Origin of the sequence: Microbacterium sp. LTA6 (assembly GCF_045690355.1) — a bacterium.
Lineage (GTDB): Bacteria > Actinomycetota > Actinomycetes > Actinomycetales > Microbacteriaceae > Microbacterium.
The window spans coordinates 193,201-209,059 of record NZ_CP147855.1; the positions used below are offsets into that span (position 1 = coordinate 193,201).

Below are 15,859 nucleotides of genomic sequence, written 5' to 3' on the forward strand. Positions count from 1 at the left end.
CTGTCAGTTCAGCCGCTGCTGCAGGTGGACTGTGATGGTGTCGCCGACGTGCTTCTTGAGCATTCCACGCAGCTTCGCGGCGACGGGGAGTTTGTGGGTGCCGTCGCCGAGCGCCATGAATGAGCTGGTGAACGGGATCCCGTCCATCGTTCCGGCGACCTTGACGAGGCCGCGAGTGCCGAAGTAGTCGGCGGAGTCGTCGAGTTTGACGTACGTCCAACCGCCCTTCGCCTCGCTCTGGAGCAGCTCTGCGCGGAAAGTGCGGTCGATCGGACCAGGACCGGTGGCAGTGGACATGACAGGTTCTCCTTCGTTTCGGTGGATGCCGGGTTCGTCGGACTTCGCGTCAGTGGATGAGCCCGAGGACGAGGGCCACGAGCAGGAGCTTGAGCAGCCAGTCTCCGGCGTGGACGGCCGCGGTCTGCCACGGCACCCGTTCCCAGATGATCGATCCGGTGAGCAGGACGAGCGGAAACGCGACCCAGAGCACGAGCGCCAGCAGCACCGAACCGGGCAGCGACAGCATCCCCGCTTGCGCGGCGATCCACGCGAACGCGCCGCCGACGACCGCCGTGCGCAGCAGTTCCGTGACGATCTTCCACGGGGCAGGTTTGCCACGATCCACCATCCGGTCACCGAGCGCACGCTGCTCGATCGGCGCGGTGACGAAGTAGTAGACGGAGCTGAGGATGAAGGCCGCGACAGCGGCGACGGCGATGCCCAATACGATCATGATGACCCTCCTTTAGTACTACCCAGTACTGTAAGCCAGGATGCGGGTACTGTCCAGTACTATTTTGGATATGAGCAGTGCAGCACCTCCGACCCGCGGCAGACCAGGCGGCAGCCGCGGCACAGACCTGCTTGCGGCCGCCCGCGACGTGTTCCTCGCGCACCAGTACGCCGGCGCGACGATGGACGCCGTCGCTGCACGTGCGCGTATCTCGAAGCAGACCCTCTACCGGCAGTACCCGTCAAAGGACGAGCTCTACGCTGCCGTCGTGCGGGATTGGGTCGACCGTGGGCGCGACGCGATGAGCCCGCATCTGCAGAAGCTGACGGTGACGACCGACATCCGAAACGGACTGCTGGAACTCGCGCGCACCCTCCACGCCGGCGTTCTGAGCGACCCGGTCCTCCGGATGCGGACGTTGATCACCGCCGAGGCCGAACGGTTTCCCGACGTGTCCACCGACTACGTGCGACGCAGCTGGGACCGCAACCAGACGCTTCTGGCCGATGCGCTGGAGCACCTGTCAGAACGACGGCTTCTGCGCATCGAGAGCTCGCAGATGGCTGCTGAACAATTCACGTGGCTCGCACTCGCCGCGCCACTGAACCGCCTCACGCTCACCGCCGGAGCAGCGCGCTACACCCCCGATGAGCTGGAGACGCTCGCTCAAGAGGCCGTCACCACGTTCCTCGGCCGATACGGGATGCCGTGATGGCAGCCATTCGCAACATCAGCGTCGGCCTCCCGGTGAAAGACGGACACGTACTCGTCCTGGAAGGACGAGACGAGTCCGCCGGCCTCGCCTTCTGCCGCGCGATCGGCGGGGGCATCGAGTTCGGGGAGCGCGCGGCAGAGGCGCTCCGACGCGAGTTCCTGGAGGAGCTCGACATGCGCGTGGATGCCGCCGAACTGCTCGGCGTCCGCGAGAACCTCTTCACGTACGAGGGCAGGCGAGGACACGAGATCGCGCACATCTTCGCCGTCGAATCCGCCGAGATCTCCGCGCTGCCGCTGGATGCCGAGCTGCGCGTCCTCGACGAGGGCAGCCCGGTGCGATGGGTGCCGATCGCGGAGATCCTCGCCGGCACGCGGCCGCTGTACCCGGCGGGCGCTCCGGAACTGCTCCGGCTCCGCGTCATGACCGCCTGACGCGTGATCTCATCGTCGGGGGGCTGAATGCGGCCAGCCCGATCAGTCGAAGTCCTCGATCCCCTGCAGCCGGACCTGCTCCAGATCGAGGCGCGCCGAGATGCGGCGCACGATGAGGTCATCGACGGTACCCGCCCGGCGAAGGCCGTGCAGAACCTCTCGTTTGTGCTCGAGCATCGCGAGCTTCAGCCGGGAGTACTCCTCGTGGCGCACGAGCGGCGACCGCTGCATCATGTCGACATCAGCCGACGTCGCGACCATCTGAAGCGTGCCGGCATCCGGCAGACGCACCGCTCCCCCGACGCCGCCGCTCGGCTCGTCCCCTGATGCGTCATCGGAAGACGACGCAAGCGGGTCCGGGGCATCCAGCATGTCCTCCATCGCGACCACTTCGGCATCGATCAGCGCGCGTTCCCTGGCCATCGCGCGCGCATTGGCCAACTCGAGCATCTCGTAACCCTCTCGGCGGATCCGGTCCCGCATCTCCGAGCCGACCTCCTGCTCGGAAGCAAGTCGATCAAGAGCCGCGATGGCCGCACCGGAGATCGCGCGTTCCGCGAGTTCGTACTCCTCGTCCTCGCCGTGGTCGACCGGGAACCCCGCCCAGCGCACGACGGCCGGGAGCATCGGCCCCTGCACGAGCAGACTGAGCAGTATTACGCCGGCGGTGACGAAGACGACTTCATCGCGTCCGGCGAGCGCCGAACCGTCGTCTGTCACCAACGGCACGGACAACGCGATCGCGAGCGACACCGCACCGCGCATCCCCGCGACCGTGCTGACGATCTGCGCACGGGTGCGCAGGCCTCGAGGGTGGGTCGCGCCGCCCGCGATCCGCTGGAACGGCACGGAGAGCAGCTGGAAGAGGAAGCGCACCACGAGCAGCGTGACCCAGACGGCCACCGTCGTCAGCACGAGCCATCCGACCGTCTGCGCGGATGTCTGATGGATGACCCACTGGACCTCGAGACCGATGAGCACGAAGAGCGCCCCGTTGAGCAGGAAGACCCCGAACGGCCAGACCGCCTCGGCCTGGCGGCGGGAGGCCGCTGTGGTGATCTGCGGCCGGACGAAGGCGACGACGAGGCCCGCGACGACGACGGCGAGCACTCCCGAGGCGTGCACCATCTCGGCGAGCAGGAACGCGGAGAAGGGCACGAGCAGCAGGGTGACGTTGATCGACATCGTCGAGCGCACCCGCCGCAGGAGCAGCCAGGCGGCTGCCGCGACGATCGCTCCCGCGGCGATTCCGCCGAGGTAGGACACGATTACGGACATCGTGACCGTGACCGGCGTGATCTGGCCGCCGACGGCGAGCGAGACCGCGATGGCGTACAGCACGAGGGCCGTGCCGTCGTTGGTGAGGCTCTCGGCCTTCAGCTTCATGAACCCGCGTCGGGGAAGCAGCCGGCCGAGGGCCGCGACGGCGGTCGCGTCGGGAGGCGCAACAGCGGCACCGAGGATGAGCGCGATCTCCCACGGCAGGCCGAAGAACGCCGCCACTCCCGCCACGGCGAAGGCCGACGCGACGACGAGCAGCGTGCTCATCGGAAGGATGTAGCGGAAGTCCCGGCGAATCGAGCGCAACGACGTCGTCAGGCTCTCCCAGAACAGCATCACGGGCAGGAAGAGCAGCAGCACGGTCTCCGGTGGCAGCTGGATGTCACGGAGCTCGGGCACGAAGCCCAGCAGCAGACCGAACACGACCAGCACCAGGGGAAGAGCCAAGCGCAACCGCGGCGCCAGCATGGTCCCCACCAGGATCGTGAGCCCGAGGAGGACCGTGATCTCGAGACCTTCCATACAACCACCCATCATCTGCCGCGCGCTGACGACGACGCACACGTGCTCAGAGCAAAGCGTCCGCTGGTGACAACGTATTCCCGTCGGGTGATCTGCGGAAGGTTCTGACAGACCTCCCCTCAGCCGGGCGGCGCCTCAGCTCTGCGCGCCGTAGTCCGGCAGCTCCTGCAGCGTCCAGGTGTTCCCATCCGGATCGTCGAAGGTGACGAAGCGACCCCAGGCCTGCTCGTCGACCCCCTCCGCTTCCACATCGAGACCGCGCAGGTGCGCGAGCGCCTCATCGGCATCCGGGACCACGACCTGGATCGTGTTCTGCATTCCCGGTTCGAGACGGCTCTCCCCCAGACCTGTCCCGAACGCGATGGAGCACGCGGATCCGGGCGGCGTCATCTGCACGAACCGCAGCCCCTCCATCGGCGTCTGATCATGATCGGCATTGAAGCCGATCTTCATGTAGAAGTCCTTCGCCCGGTCGATATCCGACACCGGCACGAAGATGAGCTCGATCTTCCAGTCCACAGCACACACCCTCCTGGCGGGCGCGGTCGCCCGTCCGCGTCCAAACTACGACGCCGCACCGACACTGCGCCAGGGGTGCGTGCGGCGCGATCGACGACCCTCAGATCCACCCCTTGTCCAACGCGATCCGTACCGCCTGCGCCCGGTTCTCGGCCCCCGTCTTGCCGATCGTCGCCGAGAGGTGGTTGCGCACCGTCCCCGCCGACAGGAACACCTCGGCGGCGATCATCGCTGCGGACCGCCCGTCCGCCGCCAGCCGCAGGATCTGCTGCTCCCGGTCGCTGAGCGGATTCGCGCCCTCGAAGAGGCTCTCCGCCGCAAGTGCAGGATCCAGCACCCGCAATCCGGCGTGCACACGGCGCACCGCCTCGGCCAGCTCCTCCGCAGGGGTGTCCTTGACGATGAACCCGCTGGCTCCCGCATCCAGCGCCGACCGCAGGTAGCCGGGCCGCGCAAAGGTCGTGACGATCAGCACGCGCGTGCCCGGGTTCGCCTGCCGAATGCGTCGCGTCGCCTCGACGCCGTCCATGCCGGGCATCTGAATGTCCATCAGGCACACATCGGGCCCGAGCTCGCCCACGAGCCGCACCGCTTCCGCGCCGTCCGCTGCCGTGCCGCACACCTCGAGGTCTCCCTCGAGCTCCAGGAGAGCGGCCATCGCACCGCGCACGAGCGCCTGGTCATCCGCGATCACCAAGCGGATACCGCGCGTCTCCTCCGAATCGGTCACCACGTCACTTCCACTCGCGTTCCGGAATTCTCGGCGGAGCTCCATCGCAGAACCGCGCCCGCCGCCGCTGCACGCTCCCGCATCCCCCGGATGCCGTTTCCCTCCGGCGCCCTCGACCCGACGCCGTCGTCCTCCACGGCCAGCGAACCGGGAGCGATGAGCACCGTCACGGTTCGGGATCGGGAGTGTCGGAGCGCGTTCGTCGTCGCTTCTCGCAGAATCCAGCTCGCCGTCAGCGACTGCACGGGCGACAGCGCTCCGGGCGCTCCCTCGACCTGCACGTCGATCCCTGCGGACTCCAGGGCGTCCCGACTGGCAGCCAGCTGTTCGACGAGCGTGGCGCCGCGCGCCCCGGCCACAGACGCCCGCACCCCGGCGAGCGCCTCGGCGGTGAGCGCCTCGATGTCGGCGAGTTCCGCCTTCGCCCGCTCCGGATCGGACTCCATGAGGCGCCGCACCAGCTGGGCCTTCAGCCCGACCACGGTCAGCGAATGCCCGACCAGGTCGTGCACATCGCGGGCGACCGCCTCCCGCCCCTCGCTCGTCGCCAGCTCCAGCCCGAGACGTTCGGCCTGGACCGATCGGACGATGAGCCAGGTCGACACGGTGTTCACCACGCCGAGCAGGCCGACGATCGCGAGCAGCGAGAGGTAGTCGATGCCTCCTGGAATGAGGAAGACGCACAACGCTGTGACGGCGACAGCTCCGACGGTGGTGATCCAGTGCCAGGTGCGCGTCAGACCGTAGGAGGCGAACGACATGATGAACGGCAGGAAGCTCAGAGCGGAGCCGCCCTCCGCGGGCACCGAGAGCAGTGCGCATACGATCAGCGCCGCGAAAGTGATCCACTGCCGCGCGGACGGCGCCTTTCCGAGGCCGCCGCCCCCGCGCATCCCGTGCATGAAGCCGACGACGTACAGGACGATGAAGGCCACGAGCATCACCCAGCCGACGATGATCCACCCGACCGGGGCCGTCGATCGCAGCAGCGCCAGCACCGGGTAGATCAGGAAGACCAGCCAGATCACCGCCATCAGCCACCCGAACCGCGCCCAGGGATCTTTGGAGGCCGGCGAACGCGCTCCGATGGCGGACCAGGCTGCCGGTGGAGCGCCTGCGGCGGCGAACTGCGCGGCCGCTCGTGATGGACCGGCGGATGCCGCTCCATCACGCGGGGGTGGTCGCATCATCGTTCCAACCTACTGGCGAGTCCGTGCGCGCTTCATGCCTGCCGCCACCAGCGCCGCGAACACGGCGAGCCAGACGACGACGTTCAGGATCAGCATCCAGATCGGGTCGCTCTGCCCGGTGGTGAGCGTGCCCTCGGTGAGCGGCCACCGGCTCAGCGCGACGAAGCCGTACAGCGGGGTGAACCGGGCGATGTCGAGCATGACTCCGTCGAGAGGCATGAACACGTTCCCGAAGAAGGCGAAGAACGTCATCGAGATGGACGCGAGGGCTGCAGCGGAATCGGAGGTGAAGAACAGCCCGACACCGAGCCCGAACAGACCATAGATCAGGCCGAGGCCGAGGATGATCCCGGCCGTCGCCGCCCATCGCCACATGTCGTCGACGTGTGCCCCTGTCAGCGCTCCCGCGGTGAACACCGCCACGAGTGCCAGCACCGCGAAGCTGACGGCCGTGAGCAGCTTCGTGACCGCATACCCGACGGTCGTCAGCGGTGTCATCGCCAGCTGGCGTCCCCAGCCCTGCTTCGCCTCTGTCGCCGCGAGCGAGGTCAGCGAACTCATGGCGACCGCCGTTCCGTACGCCGCCATCGAGGTCATCACGTAGAAAGAGACGTTCCCGTTGCCGGCCGAGAGAGTGCCGTATCCCATGCCGGCGCCGAACAGCAGGTACATCGCCACGGGCATGCCGAGGGTGAAGGCGAGGGTGTAGGGGTTGCGCAGCTGTCTGACGCCCTCGATACGCAGCATCGTCGATGAGATCAACATGGGTCAGTCCTCCGTGAGTGCCGTGAAGGCGGTTTCGAGTGTCGGAGCGGCGATCTCCAGATCGTGCGCGCCGGCGGCGAGCAGCGTGCGGGCGATGGCGTCGGAGTCGGATGCCCGCAGGCTGAGTCGATCCGCATCCAGCCGGACGTCGACGACTCCGGACGTCGCCCGCAGCGAGGCGACGAGATCCGCCGAGCCGCCGACCGCGACCGTTGCCGAGATCGTGCGCTCGCCCAGACCGACGCGCAGCCGCGCGGTCGGAGCATCGGCCACGATCGAGCCACGATGCATCACCACCGTGCGACGGGCGAACTGCTCCGCCTCTTCGAGGTAGTGGGTCGCGAAGATGATCGTGCGGCCGGCATCCGCATCCGCTCGCATCACGTCCCAGAAGTGGCGTCGCGCCGTGACATCCATGCCCGCCGTCGGCTCGTCGAGCACGAGGATGTCGGGATCGGAGACCATCGCGAGCGCGAACTTCACACGCTGCTGCTCGCCTCCTGAGCACTTCGACACGCGGCGCCGAGCGAGATGCACGAGATCGGCCCGTGCCATGACCGTGGCGCCCCTCGCCAGGGCCGCGGCGCCGTAGAGAGAAGCGATGAGTCGAACCGTCTCCTGCACCGTCAGATCCGACAGCAGGCCACCGGTCTGCAGGACGGCGGCGATCGATCCGCCCGCAGTCGCGCGCTCGGGTGTCGAGCCGAGCACGCGAACCGTGCCCTCGCTCGGCGCGGTGAGGCCGAGGAGCATGTCGAGCGTGGTCGTCTTACCGGCGCCGTTCGGTCCGAGCAGGGCGACGACCTCGCCACGACGCACGGTCAGGTCGACGCCGTCGACCGCCTGGACGCGCCGGTCGCCGCTTCCGAAATGACGGCGGACCCCCGTGAGCTCGATGACGATGGGGCTGCCTGTCGACGGATCCGTGGCCGGCCGCTCGGCGACCTGCGTCGCCGAGCCGTGCGCTGGTGTGGTGTTCATACCTCCAGCGTGGTCGCACGCAGACCACGGCGCCGGAGGTCGTTGTCACCTTCTCGGCATGACACGTGTCATGGGATTCACCCTGCCGGCAGCAGCGCTCCCCCGAGGAACTCCGCGAGCTCGCCCACACCGTCGAGCGGCAGCACGGCGGCAACGTACTGATCCGGACGCACCACGACCACGACACCGTCGCGTGACAACTCACGCTCGGCGAAGATGTCCGCGCTCGTCCACACCGTGGGACCGGCTGCATAGACCTTCTCCCAGTCGGTCAGACCGAGCGGTCCGGTCTGCGGCAGGAACAGTTCCGGCGCCGAGGTGATCTCGAACTCGTCATAGCGCTGCTGGTAGACGGCCTTGACGTCGAAGACGGCGTCGACGTCGGCACCGGCCGGCGTGAAACGCGCCAGCACGGGCGCGGCCCCGGTCGCCCAGGATGCCAAGGACGAAGCGTCGGTGTCGGCGAATGCGTAGATCCGCCAGCGGCCGTCCGCCTTCGCATGGTGGCCGAGGTGTACGGCGTTGCCGTCGCACACGCGGGTGACCTCGACCGACTTGAAGCGCTTGCCGAGCGGGAATCCTGCGGCGAGCGCCTGATGCGCCGCATCCGCGACGATCGCCGACGCGCCGTACTGCGTCATGAACCCGGAAGGGAACTCGGCCGTGGCGAGGTAGTGGGTCGCCAGGTCCTGCGGGTCGGAGATCTCCTCCGGCTTGCGCGCCATCAGCGCCGACCACTCCTTGTCGAAGTCGATGAGCTGCTGCGCCACCGGCATGCGCTCGGCGGAATACGTCGACAGCAGCGACTCCGGACTGCGCCCGGTGAGCACCGACCCCAGCTTCCAGCCCAGGTTGAAGCCGTCCTGCATCGAGACGTTCATGCCTTGCCCGGCCTTGGCGCTGTGCGTGTGGCAGGCATCGCCGGTGAGGAAGACACGGGGCGTGCGACCGGAGCCGTCGATCACGTCGTCGAACCCGTCGGTGACCCGATGGCCGACCTCGTAGACGCTGTGCCAGGCGACCTGCTTCACATCCAGGGTGTACGGATGCAGGATCGCATTGGCCTTGCGGATGATCTCCTCGATCGGCGTCTGCCGCACCTGATGGTTGTCGTCGTCGGCGACCTCGCCGAGGTCGATGTACATCCGGCTGAGGTAGCCGCCCTCGCGCGGGATGTGCAGGATGTTGCCCGCCTCGGAGTTGATCGCGCACTTGGTGCGCCAGTCCGGGAAGTCGGTGTTGACGACCACGTCCATGACGCCCCAGGCGTGCGCCGAGAACGCGCCGACGTGCGTGCGGCCGATCGCGTCGCGCACGCCGCTGCGGGCGCCGTCGCAGCCGGCGACGTACTTCGCCCGCACGGTCCGCTCCTCGCCGGTCGAGTACCGCAGACGCACCTCGACGGGGTACTCCCCCTGCTCGTGAACGGTGAGCCCGACGAACTCCACGCCGTAGTCCGGGACGATCCGCCCTGGTCCGTGGGCCGCGGCTTCGGCGAAGTAGTCCAGGACGCGCGCCTGGTTCACGATCAGGTGCGGGAACTCGCTGATCTTGAGCGCGTAGTCCTCGGTCCGCGACGTACGGATGATGTTCTGCCGATTCGCCGGATCCGGGCCCCAGAAGTTCATCCAGCCGATGTTGTAGGCCTCGGCGACGATCCGCTCCGCGAACCCGAACGCCTGGAACGTCTCGACGCTGCGGGGCTGGATGCCGTCGGCCTGGCCGAGAACGAGTCGCCCCTCGCGGCGCTCGACGATCCGGGTCGAGATGTCCGGGTACTGCGACATCTGCGCCGCGAGGAGCATGCCGGCTGGGCCGGAACCGACGATGAGCACGTCGATCTCGTCGGGGATGTCGGCCGGGCGATCGCTGCCGATGCCCGAGGCGTCCTGTACTCGCGGGTCTCCCGAGACGTAGCCGTGGTGGTGGAACTGCATCGTCGTCGATTCCTTCCGACTGCTTTGTCAGGTCTTGCTTCTCAGAATCGATTGTTCTATATTCGAACACACCGTTCTACTATTGAACACATCGTATGCGCGCGCACCTCAGAGCGCAAGAGAGCACAGGTCATGGCAGAGACTGGATCACCCGCATCGCAGACGCTCAGTCGCGGCATCCGGATCCTCGAGATCCTCGCCGACGCCCGCGGCCCTCTTGCCATCGACGAGATCGCGGCGCGCCTCGGGGTGCATCGTTCGATCGCGTACCGCCTGCTGCGCACCCTCGAAGATCATCGACTCGTGAGCCGCGATGCGGCCGGTGCCGTCAGCCTGGGGGCACGGATGGCGGCGCTCGCCGCCGGTGTCGCGCACGACCTCCAGGCCGAGGCGCTGCCCGAGCTCACGGCGGTCGCCAACGACCTCGGCATGACATGCTTCCTCGCGGTGCTCGACGGCGACGAGTGCATCACACTCGCGAGCGTCGAGCCGCGGCACGCCGTCGCGAGCGTCGCGCAACGCCCCGGCGCCCGGCATCCGGTCACCGTCGGCGCCCCCGGCAAGGCGATCCTCGCGCAGATCCCCGCATCGGAGTGGGGAACGGATGTCACCGCGCAGCTGCGTGCGGAGGTCGAAGCGACGATCCGACGCGGCTACGCCACCAGCCACGACGAAGTGATCCCCACGGTGCAGTCCGTCGCCGTGCCGCTGGTGCTCCGCGGGCATCGAGCGGCCGCGATCGCCGTCGTCCACGTCGCCACGACCCTCGACGACGCAGAGATCGCCGCACGGCTGCAGCACTCCGCATCCGTCATCCGCGAGGCGCTCGACGGCTGAGCCGTCACAGACTCCGGTCGTTGAGCGAGCTCCCTCGCTCAACGACCGGAAGGGCTCAGGCCCGCGACATCCCGTAGATCGGGCTGACCGCCTGCTCCTCCTCGTGGTCGGGACCGAGCGGGATGCCGGAGCGATCGCGCAGCAGCAGCGTCGCCACGAGCCCCAGCACGGTCATCCCGGCGAGGTACCAGGTCACCGCGTCCGTCGAGCCGGTCGCCGAGACGATGGCCGTGGCGATCGTGGGAGCGAAGGCGCCGCCGGCGATGGCGCCGATCGCGTACGAGATCGAGACCCCGGAGAAGCGGATGGATGCCGGGAACAGCTCCGTGTACAGCGCCGCCTGCGGCCCGTACGTGAACCCCAGTCCGACGGTGAGGATCGCAAGGCCCGCGAACAGCGGCAGGATCTCGCCGGTGTTCACCAGCGGGAACAGCGCGAACACCCCGCCGAGCTGCAGGATCCAGCCGATGATGTAGGTCGTGCGGCGTCCGATCCGATCGGAGATCCACCCGGCGAAGAGCGTCGAGAGCAGCCAGGTGACGGCGGAACCGGCGACCGCCCAGAGCACCGGCCCTCTCTCGAGCCCGATCGAACCCTCGGGGTTCGTGGCGTACCCCTGGATGTAGCCGCCGGTCGTCATGTACCCGACCGCATTGTTGCCGGCGAACACGAGCGCGGCGATGACGACGAGGAGGGCATGCTTCGCGAACAGCTGCACGATCGGCATCCGCGCCTTCTCCTTGCGTTCTGCGAGTTCGGTGAACACGGGGCTCTCCTCGACCTTGCGGCGCACGTAGTAGCCGACCAGGATCAGGACCACGCTGAGCAGGAACGGAATACGCCAGCCCCACGCGAGGAACTGGTCTCCCGGAGCGATGACCGTCATCAGCGCCATCACGCCCGAGGCGAGCAGCAGGCCGAGCGGCACGCCGATCTGCGGCGAAGCGCCGAACACACCGCGCTTCGATTTCGGCGCGTGCTCGACGGCCATCAGGACGGCGCCGCCCCACTCGCCGCCGGCAGAGATGCCCTGCAGGATGCGCAGGAGCACCAGGAGGATGGGGGCCGTCAGCCCGATGGCCTCATAGGTGGGCAGCACGCCGATCAGGGCGGTCGCCGCACCCATCAGGATCAGCGTCCACATCAGCACGGTCTTGCGTCCGAGCTTGTCGCCGTAGTGGCCGGCGAGGAATGCGCCGAGCGGACGGAAGAGGAAGCTGACACCGACGGTGGCGAATGCGATCAGGGCGCTGTTCTGCCCCAGCGGGGCGAAGAAGAGCTGGCCGAACACCAGCCCGACGGCGGTGGCATAGATGAAGAAGTCGTACCACTCGACAGTGGTGCCGACGACGGTGGCGAAGACGACGCGACGACGGTCGGCCGCGGTCGCGATGGTGCCGGTGGGAGTGAACCCATCGTGTGACTGCCCGCTCATGGGGTGTCTCCTTTGGTTGTGACGGCATTGTCACGGCTCGCACTCACGCTGTCTTCAGTGCTTGCCGAGGGGTAACCCGATGATATATGATTTCGAATACGACGCACAAGGCGTTGCACACAAGCGCGAGGAGGCGCCCCGTGACGGATCCCAGCACCCGCCCCGGCAAGATCATCGCGATCCATCTGAGTTACGCCTCCCGCGCCGACCAGCGCGGCCGTCGCCCGGCAGCTCCCTCCTACTTCTTCAAGCCGGCCAGCTCCGTCGGTGTCTCCGGCGGCACGGTCGAGCGCCCGGCCGGCACCGAGCTGCTCGCGTTCGAGGGTGAGATCGCGCTCATCATCGGCACCCCGGCACGGCGGGTCTCGCTCGCGGATGCCTGGGCGCACGTCGGCTGGGTGACCGCCTCGAACGATCTCGGCCTCTACGACCTCCGCGCGAACGACAAGGGATCGAACGTGCGCTCCAAGGGCGGTGACGGCTACACGCCGCTCGGCCCCGACCTCATCGACGCCCGCACGGTCGATCCGGAAGCGCTGCGCGTGCGCACATGGGTGAACGGCGACCTCCGCCAGGACGACTCCAGCGCCGGCATGATCTTCCCGCTCGCACAGCTGGTCGCGGATCTCTCCCAGCACTTCACGCTCGAGCCTGGCGACGTGATCCTCACCGGTACCCCCGCCGGGTCGTCCGTGATCGTCCCCGGCGACACCGTGGAGATCGAAGTCGATGCTCCAGACGCACCGGGCGCGCCGTCTTCGGGTCGCCTGATCACCACCGTCACACAGGGCGATGTCGCCTTCGACGCCGAACTCGGCTCACTCCCCGCCGTCGACGACCTGCAGCGTACAGAGGCCTGGGGTTCTCGGGAAGAGGCGGGACTTGCCCCTGTTTCCGACGAATCGGCGCTCTCGCCCGAACTCCGGGCGAAGCTGATGGAGGCACCGACGGCTGGCCTTTCCGCCCAGCTGCGCAAGCGCGGCCATCACTCCTGCTTCATCGACGGCGTCGCGGCGAACATCGCCGGCAGCAAGATCGTCGGCACCGCGAAGACACTCCGCTTCGTCCCGTTCCGTGAAGACCTGTTCAAGACCCACGGCGGCGGCTACAACGCGCAGAAGCGCGCCTTCGACGCCGTGAAGGAGGGCGAGATCATCGTGATCGAGGCCCGCGGTGATGACAGCACCGGAACGCTCGGCGACATCCTCGCTCTGCGCGCCCTCGCCCGGGGTGCCGCCGGTGTCGTCACCGATGGGGGCGTGCGCGACTTCGACGCCGTCGCCGACATCGGACTGCCGGTGTTCTCCCGCGGCGCGCATCCGTCGGTCCTCGGACGCAAGCACGTCCCCTGGGACGTCGACGTCACCATCGCCTGCGGCGGCGCGAGCGTGCAGCCCGGCGACATCATCGTGGGTGACGGCGACGGCGTGATCGTCATCCCGCCGCATCTGGCCGAGCAGGTCGTCGATGACACGCTCGCGCAGGAGGTCGAGGATGCCTGGATCGCCGAGCAGGTAGCGGCGGGCCACCCGGTCGACGGCCTCTTCCCGATGAACGCCGAGTGGCGCGCGCGCTACGAATCGGAGACGGGCTCGCGATGACCGCTGTCGACACACTCAGCAAGTCCGAGCAGGCATACGCCTGGATCCGCTCCCACATCTCCGCGCACACGTTCGGCCCCGGCTATCGCCTGGTGCTCGGTCCGATCGCCGAAGAGCTGGGAATGAGCGTCGTACCCGTACGGGAGGCCATCCGACGGCTGGAGGCCGAGGGGCTCGTGACGTTCGAGCGGAACGTCGGCGCGCGGGTCACCCTCGTCGACGAGACCGAGTACGCGCACACCATGGAGACGCTCGGTGTCGTCGAAGGAGTGGCCACGGCGCTCTCCGCGCCGTTCCTGGACGACGCGGCGCTCGACGCCGCCCAGGCCGTCAACGATCGGATGGCTCGACTGCTCGAGCACTTCGACGCCCATCTGTTCACCGAGCTGAACAGGCAGTTCCATGCCCTGCTCTTCGAGCCGTGCCCGAACCCGCATCTTCTGGATCTGGTGCACCGCGGATGGTCGCGGCTCTCCGGCATCCGCGATTCCACGTTCGCCTCGGTTCCGGGCCGTGCCACGCATTCGGTCGAAGAGCACACGCAGATCCTCGACCTCATCCGATCCCGCGCCGACCCGCTCGAGATCGAACTCGCCGCCCGGAACCACCGCTGGCGCACCAAGGACGCGTTCCTCGACGCGCTGCACTCCCGTTCCCGTCATTCCACCGGAGGAGACTCATGACCGCTTCACGCATCCCTGCCGACCTGCCCGACCACATCCAGCACTACATCGACGGAGCCTTCGTCGACTCGATCGACGGAGACACCTTCGATGTGCTCGACCCGGTCACCAACCTGACGTACACGACGGCTGCAGCCGGCAAGAAGGCCGACATCGACCTCGCCGTCGCCGCGGCGAAGCGCGCCTTCGACGAAGGCCCCTGGCCTCGGATGCTGCCGCGCGAGCGTTCGCGGGTACTGCACCGCATCGCCGACATCGTCGAATCGCGCGATGCGCGCCTGGCCGAGCTCGAGTCCTACGACTCCGGTCTGCCGATCACGCAGGCCCTCGGCCAGGCTCGTCGCGCCGCCGAGAACTTCCGCTTCTTCGCCGACCTGATCGTCGCCCAGGCCGACGATGCGTTCAAGGTTCCCGGCAAGCAGATGAACTACGTCAACCGCAAGCCGATCGGCGTCGCCGGACTCATCACGCCGTGGAACACGCCGTTCATGCTCGAGTCGTGGAAGCTGGGTCCGGCGCTCGCGACCGGCAACACCGTCGTGCTCAAGCCTGCGGAGTTCACGCCGCTTTCGGCATCCCTGTGGGCCGGCATCTTCGAGGAGGCAGGGCTCCCCCAGGGTGTCTTCAACCTCGTCAACGGCCTCGGTGAGGACGCCGGAGACGCGCTCGTGAAGCACCCGGACGTGCCGCTCATCTCGTTCACGGGCGAGAGCCGCACCGGGCAGATCATCTTCGGCAACGCCGCTCCCTTCCTCAAGGGGCTGTCGATGGAGCTCGGCGGCAAGTCGCCGGCCGTCGTCTTCGCGGATGCCGACATCGAAGCCGCAGTGGATGCGACGATCTTCGGCGTCTTCTCGCTGAACGGCGAGCGCTGCACGGCGGGTGCCCGCATCCTCGTCGAGCGCTCGATCTACGACGACTTCGTCGAGCGCTACGCCGCCCAGGCGAAGCGCGTGAAGGTCGGCTACCCGAACGACCCGGCCACCGAGGTCGGCGCTCTGGTGCACCCGGAGCACTACGAGAAGGTGATGAGCTACGTCGAGATCGGAAAGACCGAAGGACGCCTCGTGGCCGGCGGCGGACGCCCCGCGGATTTCCCGGAGGGCAACTTCGTGCAGCCGACCGTGTTCGCCGACGTCTCCCCCGATGCCCGGATCTTCCAGGAGGAGATCTTCGGCCCGGTCGTCGCGATCACGCCGTTCGACTCCGACGAGGAGGCGCTCGCGCTCGCGAACAACACCCGGTACGGCCTCGCGGCGTACATCTGGACGAACGACCTCAAGCGGGCGCACAACTTCGCCGGAGCCGTCGAGGCCGGCATGGTGTGGTTGAACAGCAACAACGTGCGCGACCTGCGCACCCCGTTCGGCGGTGTGAAGGCATCCGGCCTCGGCCACGAGGGCGGCTATCGCTCGATCGACTTCTACACCGACCAGCAGAGCGTGCACATCACGCTCGGCGGCGCCCACAACCCGACCTTCGGCAAGAACTGAGGA

The 15,859-nt window shown here is 68.1% G+C and carries 16 protein-coding genes; 6 read left to right on the forward strand and 10 right to left on the reverse strand.

Going from position 1 to position 15,859, the window contains the following annotated elements; translation table 11 throughout:
• Window positions 1-3: 3 nt before the first annotated feature.
• Window positions 4-297 (reverse strand): DUF1905 domain-containing protein, encoded by a 294-nt coding sequence (locus LTA6_RS00920; protein WP_341975560.1) that lies wholly within the window; start codon window positions 295-297, stop codon window positions 4-6.
• A 49-nt stretch (window positions 298-346) separates the two neighbouring features.
• Window positions 347-733: a DUF1761 domain-containing protein gene (locus tag LTA6_RS00925; protein WP_341975561.1), complete on the reverse strand. Its 387-nt coding sequence runs from the start codon at window positions 731-733 to the stop codon at window positions 347-349.
• A 70-nt stretch (window positions 734-803) separates the two neighbouring features.
• Here LTA6_RS00925 and LTA6_RS00930 point away from each other — a divergent pair, with 70 nt between their 5' ends.
• Together LTA6_RS00930 and LTA6_RS00935 are read left to right on the forward strand one after the other, a co-directional pair.
• Window positions 804-1,445, forward strand: a complete 642-nt coding sequence (locus LTA6_RS00930; RefSeq protein ID WP_341975562.1) for a TetR/AcrR family transcriptional regulator — start codon at window positions 804-806, stop codon at window positions 1,443-1,445.
• Window positions 1,445-1,882 carry an NUDIX domain-containing protein gene (locus LTA6_RS00935; protein WP_341975563.1) on the forward strand — a complete coding sequence of 146 codons (438 nt, stop codon included), beginning with the start codon at window positions 1,445-1,447 and terminating at the stop codon, window positions 1,880-1,882. Before LTA6_RS00930 ends, LTA6_RS00935 begins: the two co-directional genes overlap by 1 nt.
• A gap of 42 nt (window positions 1,883-1,924) precedes the next feature.
• On the opposite strand, the gene LTA6_RS00940 is transcribed toward LTA6_RS00935, so the two are convergent.
• The 7 genes from LTA6_RS00940 to LTA6_RS00970 all read right to left on the reverse strand — a co-directional run bounded on the left by LTA6_RS00940 (window position 1,925) and on the right by LTA6_RS00970 (window position 9,807).
• Window positions 1,925-3,685: a Na+/H+ antiporter gene (locus tag LTA6_RS00940; RefSeq protein WP_341975564.1), complete on the reverse strand. Its 1,761-nt coding sequence runs from the start codon at window positions 3,683-3,685 to the stop codon at window positions 1,925-1,927.
• 135 nt (window positions 3,686-3,820) lie between these two features.
• A complete protein-coding gene (locus tag LTA6_RS00945; RefSeq protein WP_341975565.1) occupies window positions 3,821-4,204 on the reverse strand; it encodes a VOC family protein in 384 nt (127 codons plus the stop codon).
• 100 nt (window positions 4,205-4,304) lie between these two features.
• Window positions 4,305-4,862 (reverse strand): DNA-binding response regulator, encoded by a 558-nt coding sequence (locus LTA6_RS00950; RefSeq protein WP_407359236.1) that lies wholly within the window; start codon window positions 4,860-4,862, stop codon window positions 4,305-4,307.
• A gap of 68 nt (window positions 4,863-4,930) precedes the next feature.
• Window positions 4,931-6,124 (reverse strand): sensor histidine kinase, encoded by a 1,194-nt coding sequence (locus tag LTA6_RS00955; RefSeq protein WP_341975567.1) that lies wholly within the window; start codon window positions 6,122-6,124, stop codon window positions 4,931-4,933.
• A 9-nt stretch (window positions 6,125-6,133) separates the two neighbouring features.
• Window positions 6,134-6,889, reverse strand: a complete 756-nt coding sequence (locus LTA6_RS00960) for an ABC transporter permease (RefSeq protein WP_341975568.1) — start codon at window positions 6,887-6,889, stop codon at window positions 6,134-6,136.
• A gap of 3 nt (window positions 6,890-6,892) precedes the next feature.
• Window positions 6,893-7,870, reverse strand: coding sequence for an ABC transporter ATP-binding protein (locus LTA6_RS00965; RefSeq protein WP_341975569.1), 978 nt, complete (start codon window positions 7,868-7,870; stop codon window positions 6,893-6,895).
• A 77-nt stretch (window positions 7,871-7,947) separates the two neighbouring features.
• On the reverse strand, window positions 7,948-9,807 hold the full coding sequence (locus LTA6_RS00970) for an FAD-dependent monooxygenase (RefSeq protein ID WP_341975570.1): 1,860 nt from the start codon (window positions 9,805-9,807) through the stop codon (window positions 7,948-7,950).
• Window positions 9,808-9,939: 132 nt separating this feature from the next.
• Here LTA6_RS00970 and LTA6_RS00975 point away from each other — a divergent pair, with 132 nt between their 5' ends.
• Window positions 9,940-10,644 carry a helix-turn-helix domain-containing protein gene (locus LTA6_RS00975; protein WP_341975571.1) on the forward strand — a complete coding sequence of 235 codons (705 nt, stop codon included), beginning with the start codon at window positions 9,940-9,942 and terminating at the stop codon, window positions 10,642-10,644.
• A 55-nt stretch (window positions 10,645-10,699) separates the two neighbouring features.
• Here LTA6_RS00975 and LTA6_RS00980 read toward each other — a convergent pair whose 3' ends face one another.
• Window positions 10,700-12,079, reverse strand: coding sequence for an MFS transporter (locus LTA6_RS00980; RefSeq protein ID WP_341975572.1), 1,380 nt, complete (start codon window positions 12,077-12,079; stop codon window positions 10,700-10,702).
• Window positions 12,080-12,219: 140 nt separating this feature from the next.
• Between LTA6_RS00980 and LTA6_RS00985 the strand changes: the two genes are divergently transcribed.
• Genes LTA6_RS00985 through hpaE form a run of 3 tightly spaced genes read left to right on the forward strand, consistent with a single transcriptional unit; the run spans window position 12,220 to window position 15,856 of the window.
• Window positions 12,220-13,680 carry a fumarylacetoacetate hydrolase family protein gene (locus tag LTA6_RS00985; protein WP_341975573.1) on the forward strand — a complete coding sequence of 487 codons (1,461 nt, stop codon included), beginning with the start codon at window positions 12,220-12,222 and terminating at the stop codon, window positions 13,678-13,680.
• Window positions 13,677-14,363 (forward strand): GntR family transcriptional regulator, encoded by a 687-nt coding sequence (locus tag LTA6_RS00990; protein WP_341975574.1) that lies wholly within the window; start codon window positions 13,677-13,679, stop codon window positions 14,361-14,363. Before LTA6_RS00985 ends, LTA6_RS00990 begins: the two co-directional genes overlap by 4 nt.
• The gene (gene hpaE / locus LTA6_RS00995; protein WP_341975575.1) at window positions 14,360-15,856 is read left to right on the forward strand and encodes a 5-carboxymethyl-2-hydroxymuconate semialdehyde dehydrogenase; all 1,497 of its coding nucleotides are present in this window, start codon (window positions 14,360-14,362) and stop codon (window positions 15,854-15,856) included. Before LTA6_RS00990 ends, hpaE begins: the two co-directional genes overlap by 4 nt.
• Window positions 15,857-15,859 lie beyond the last annotated feature (3 nt).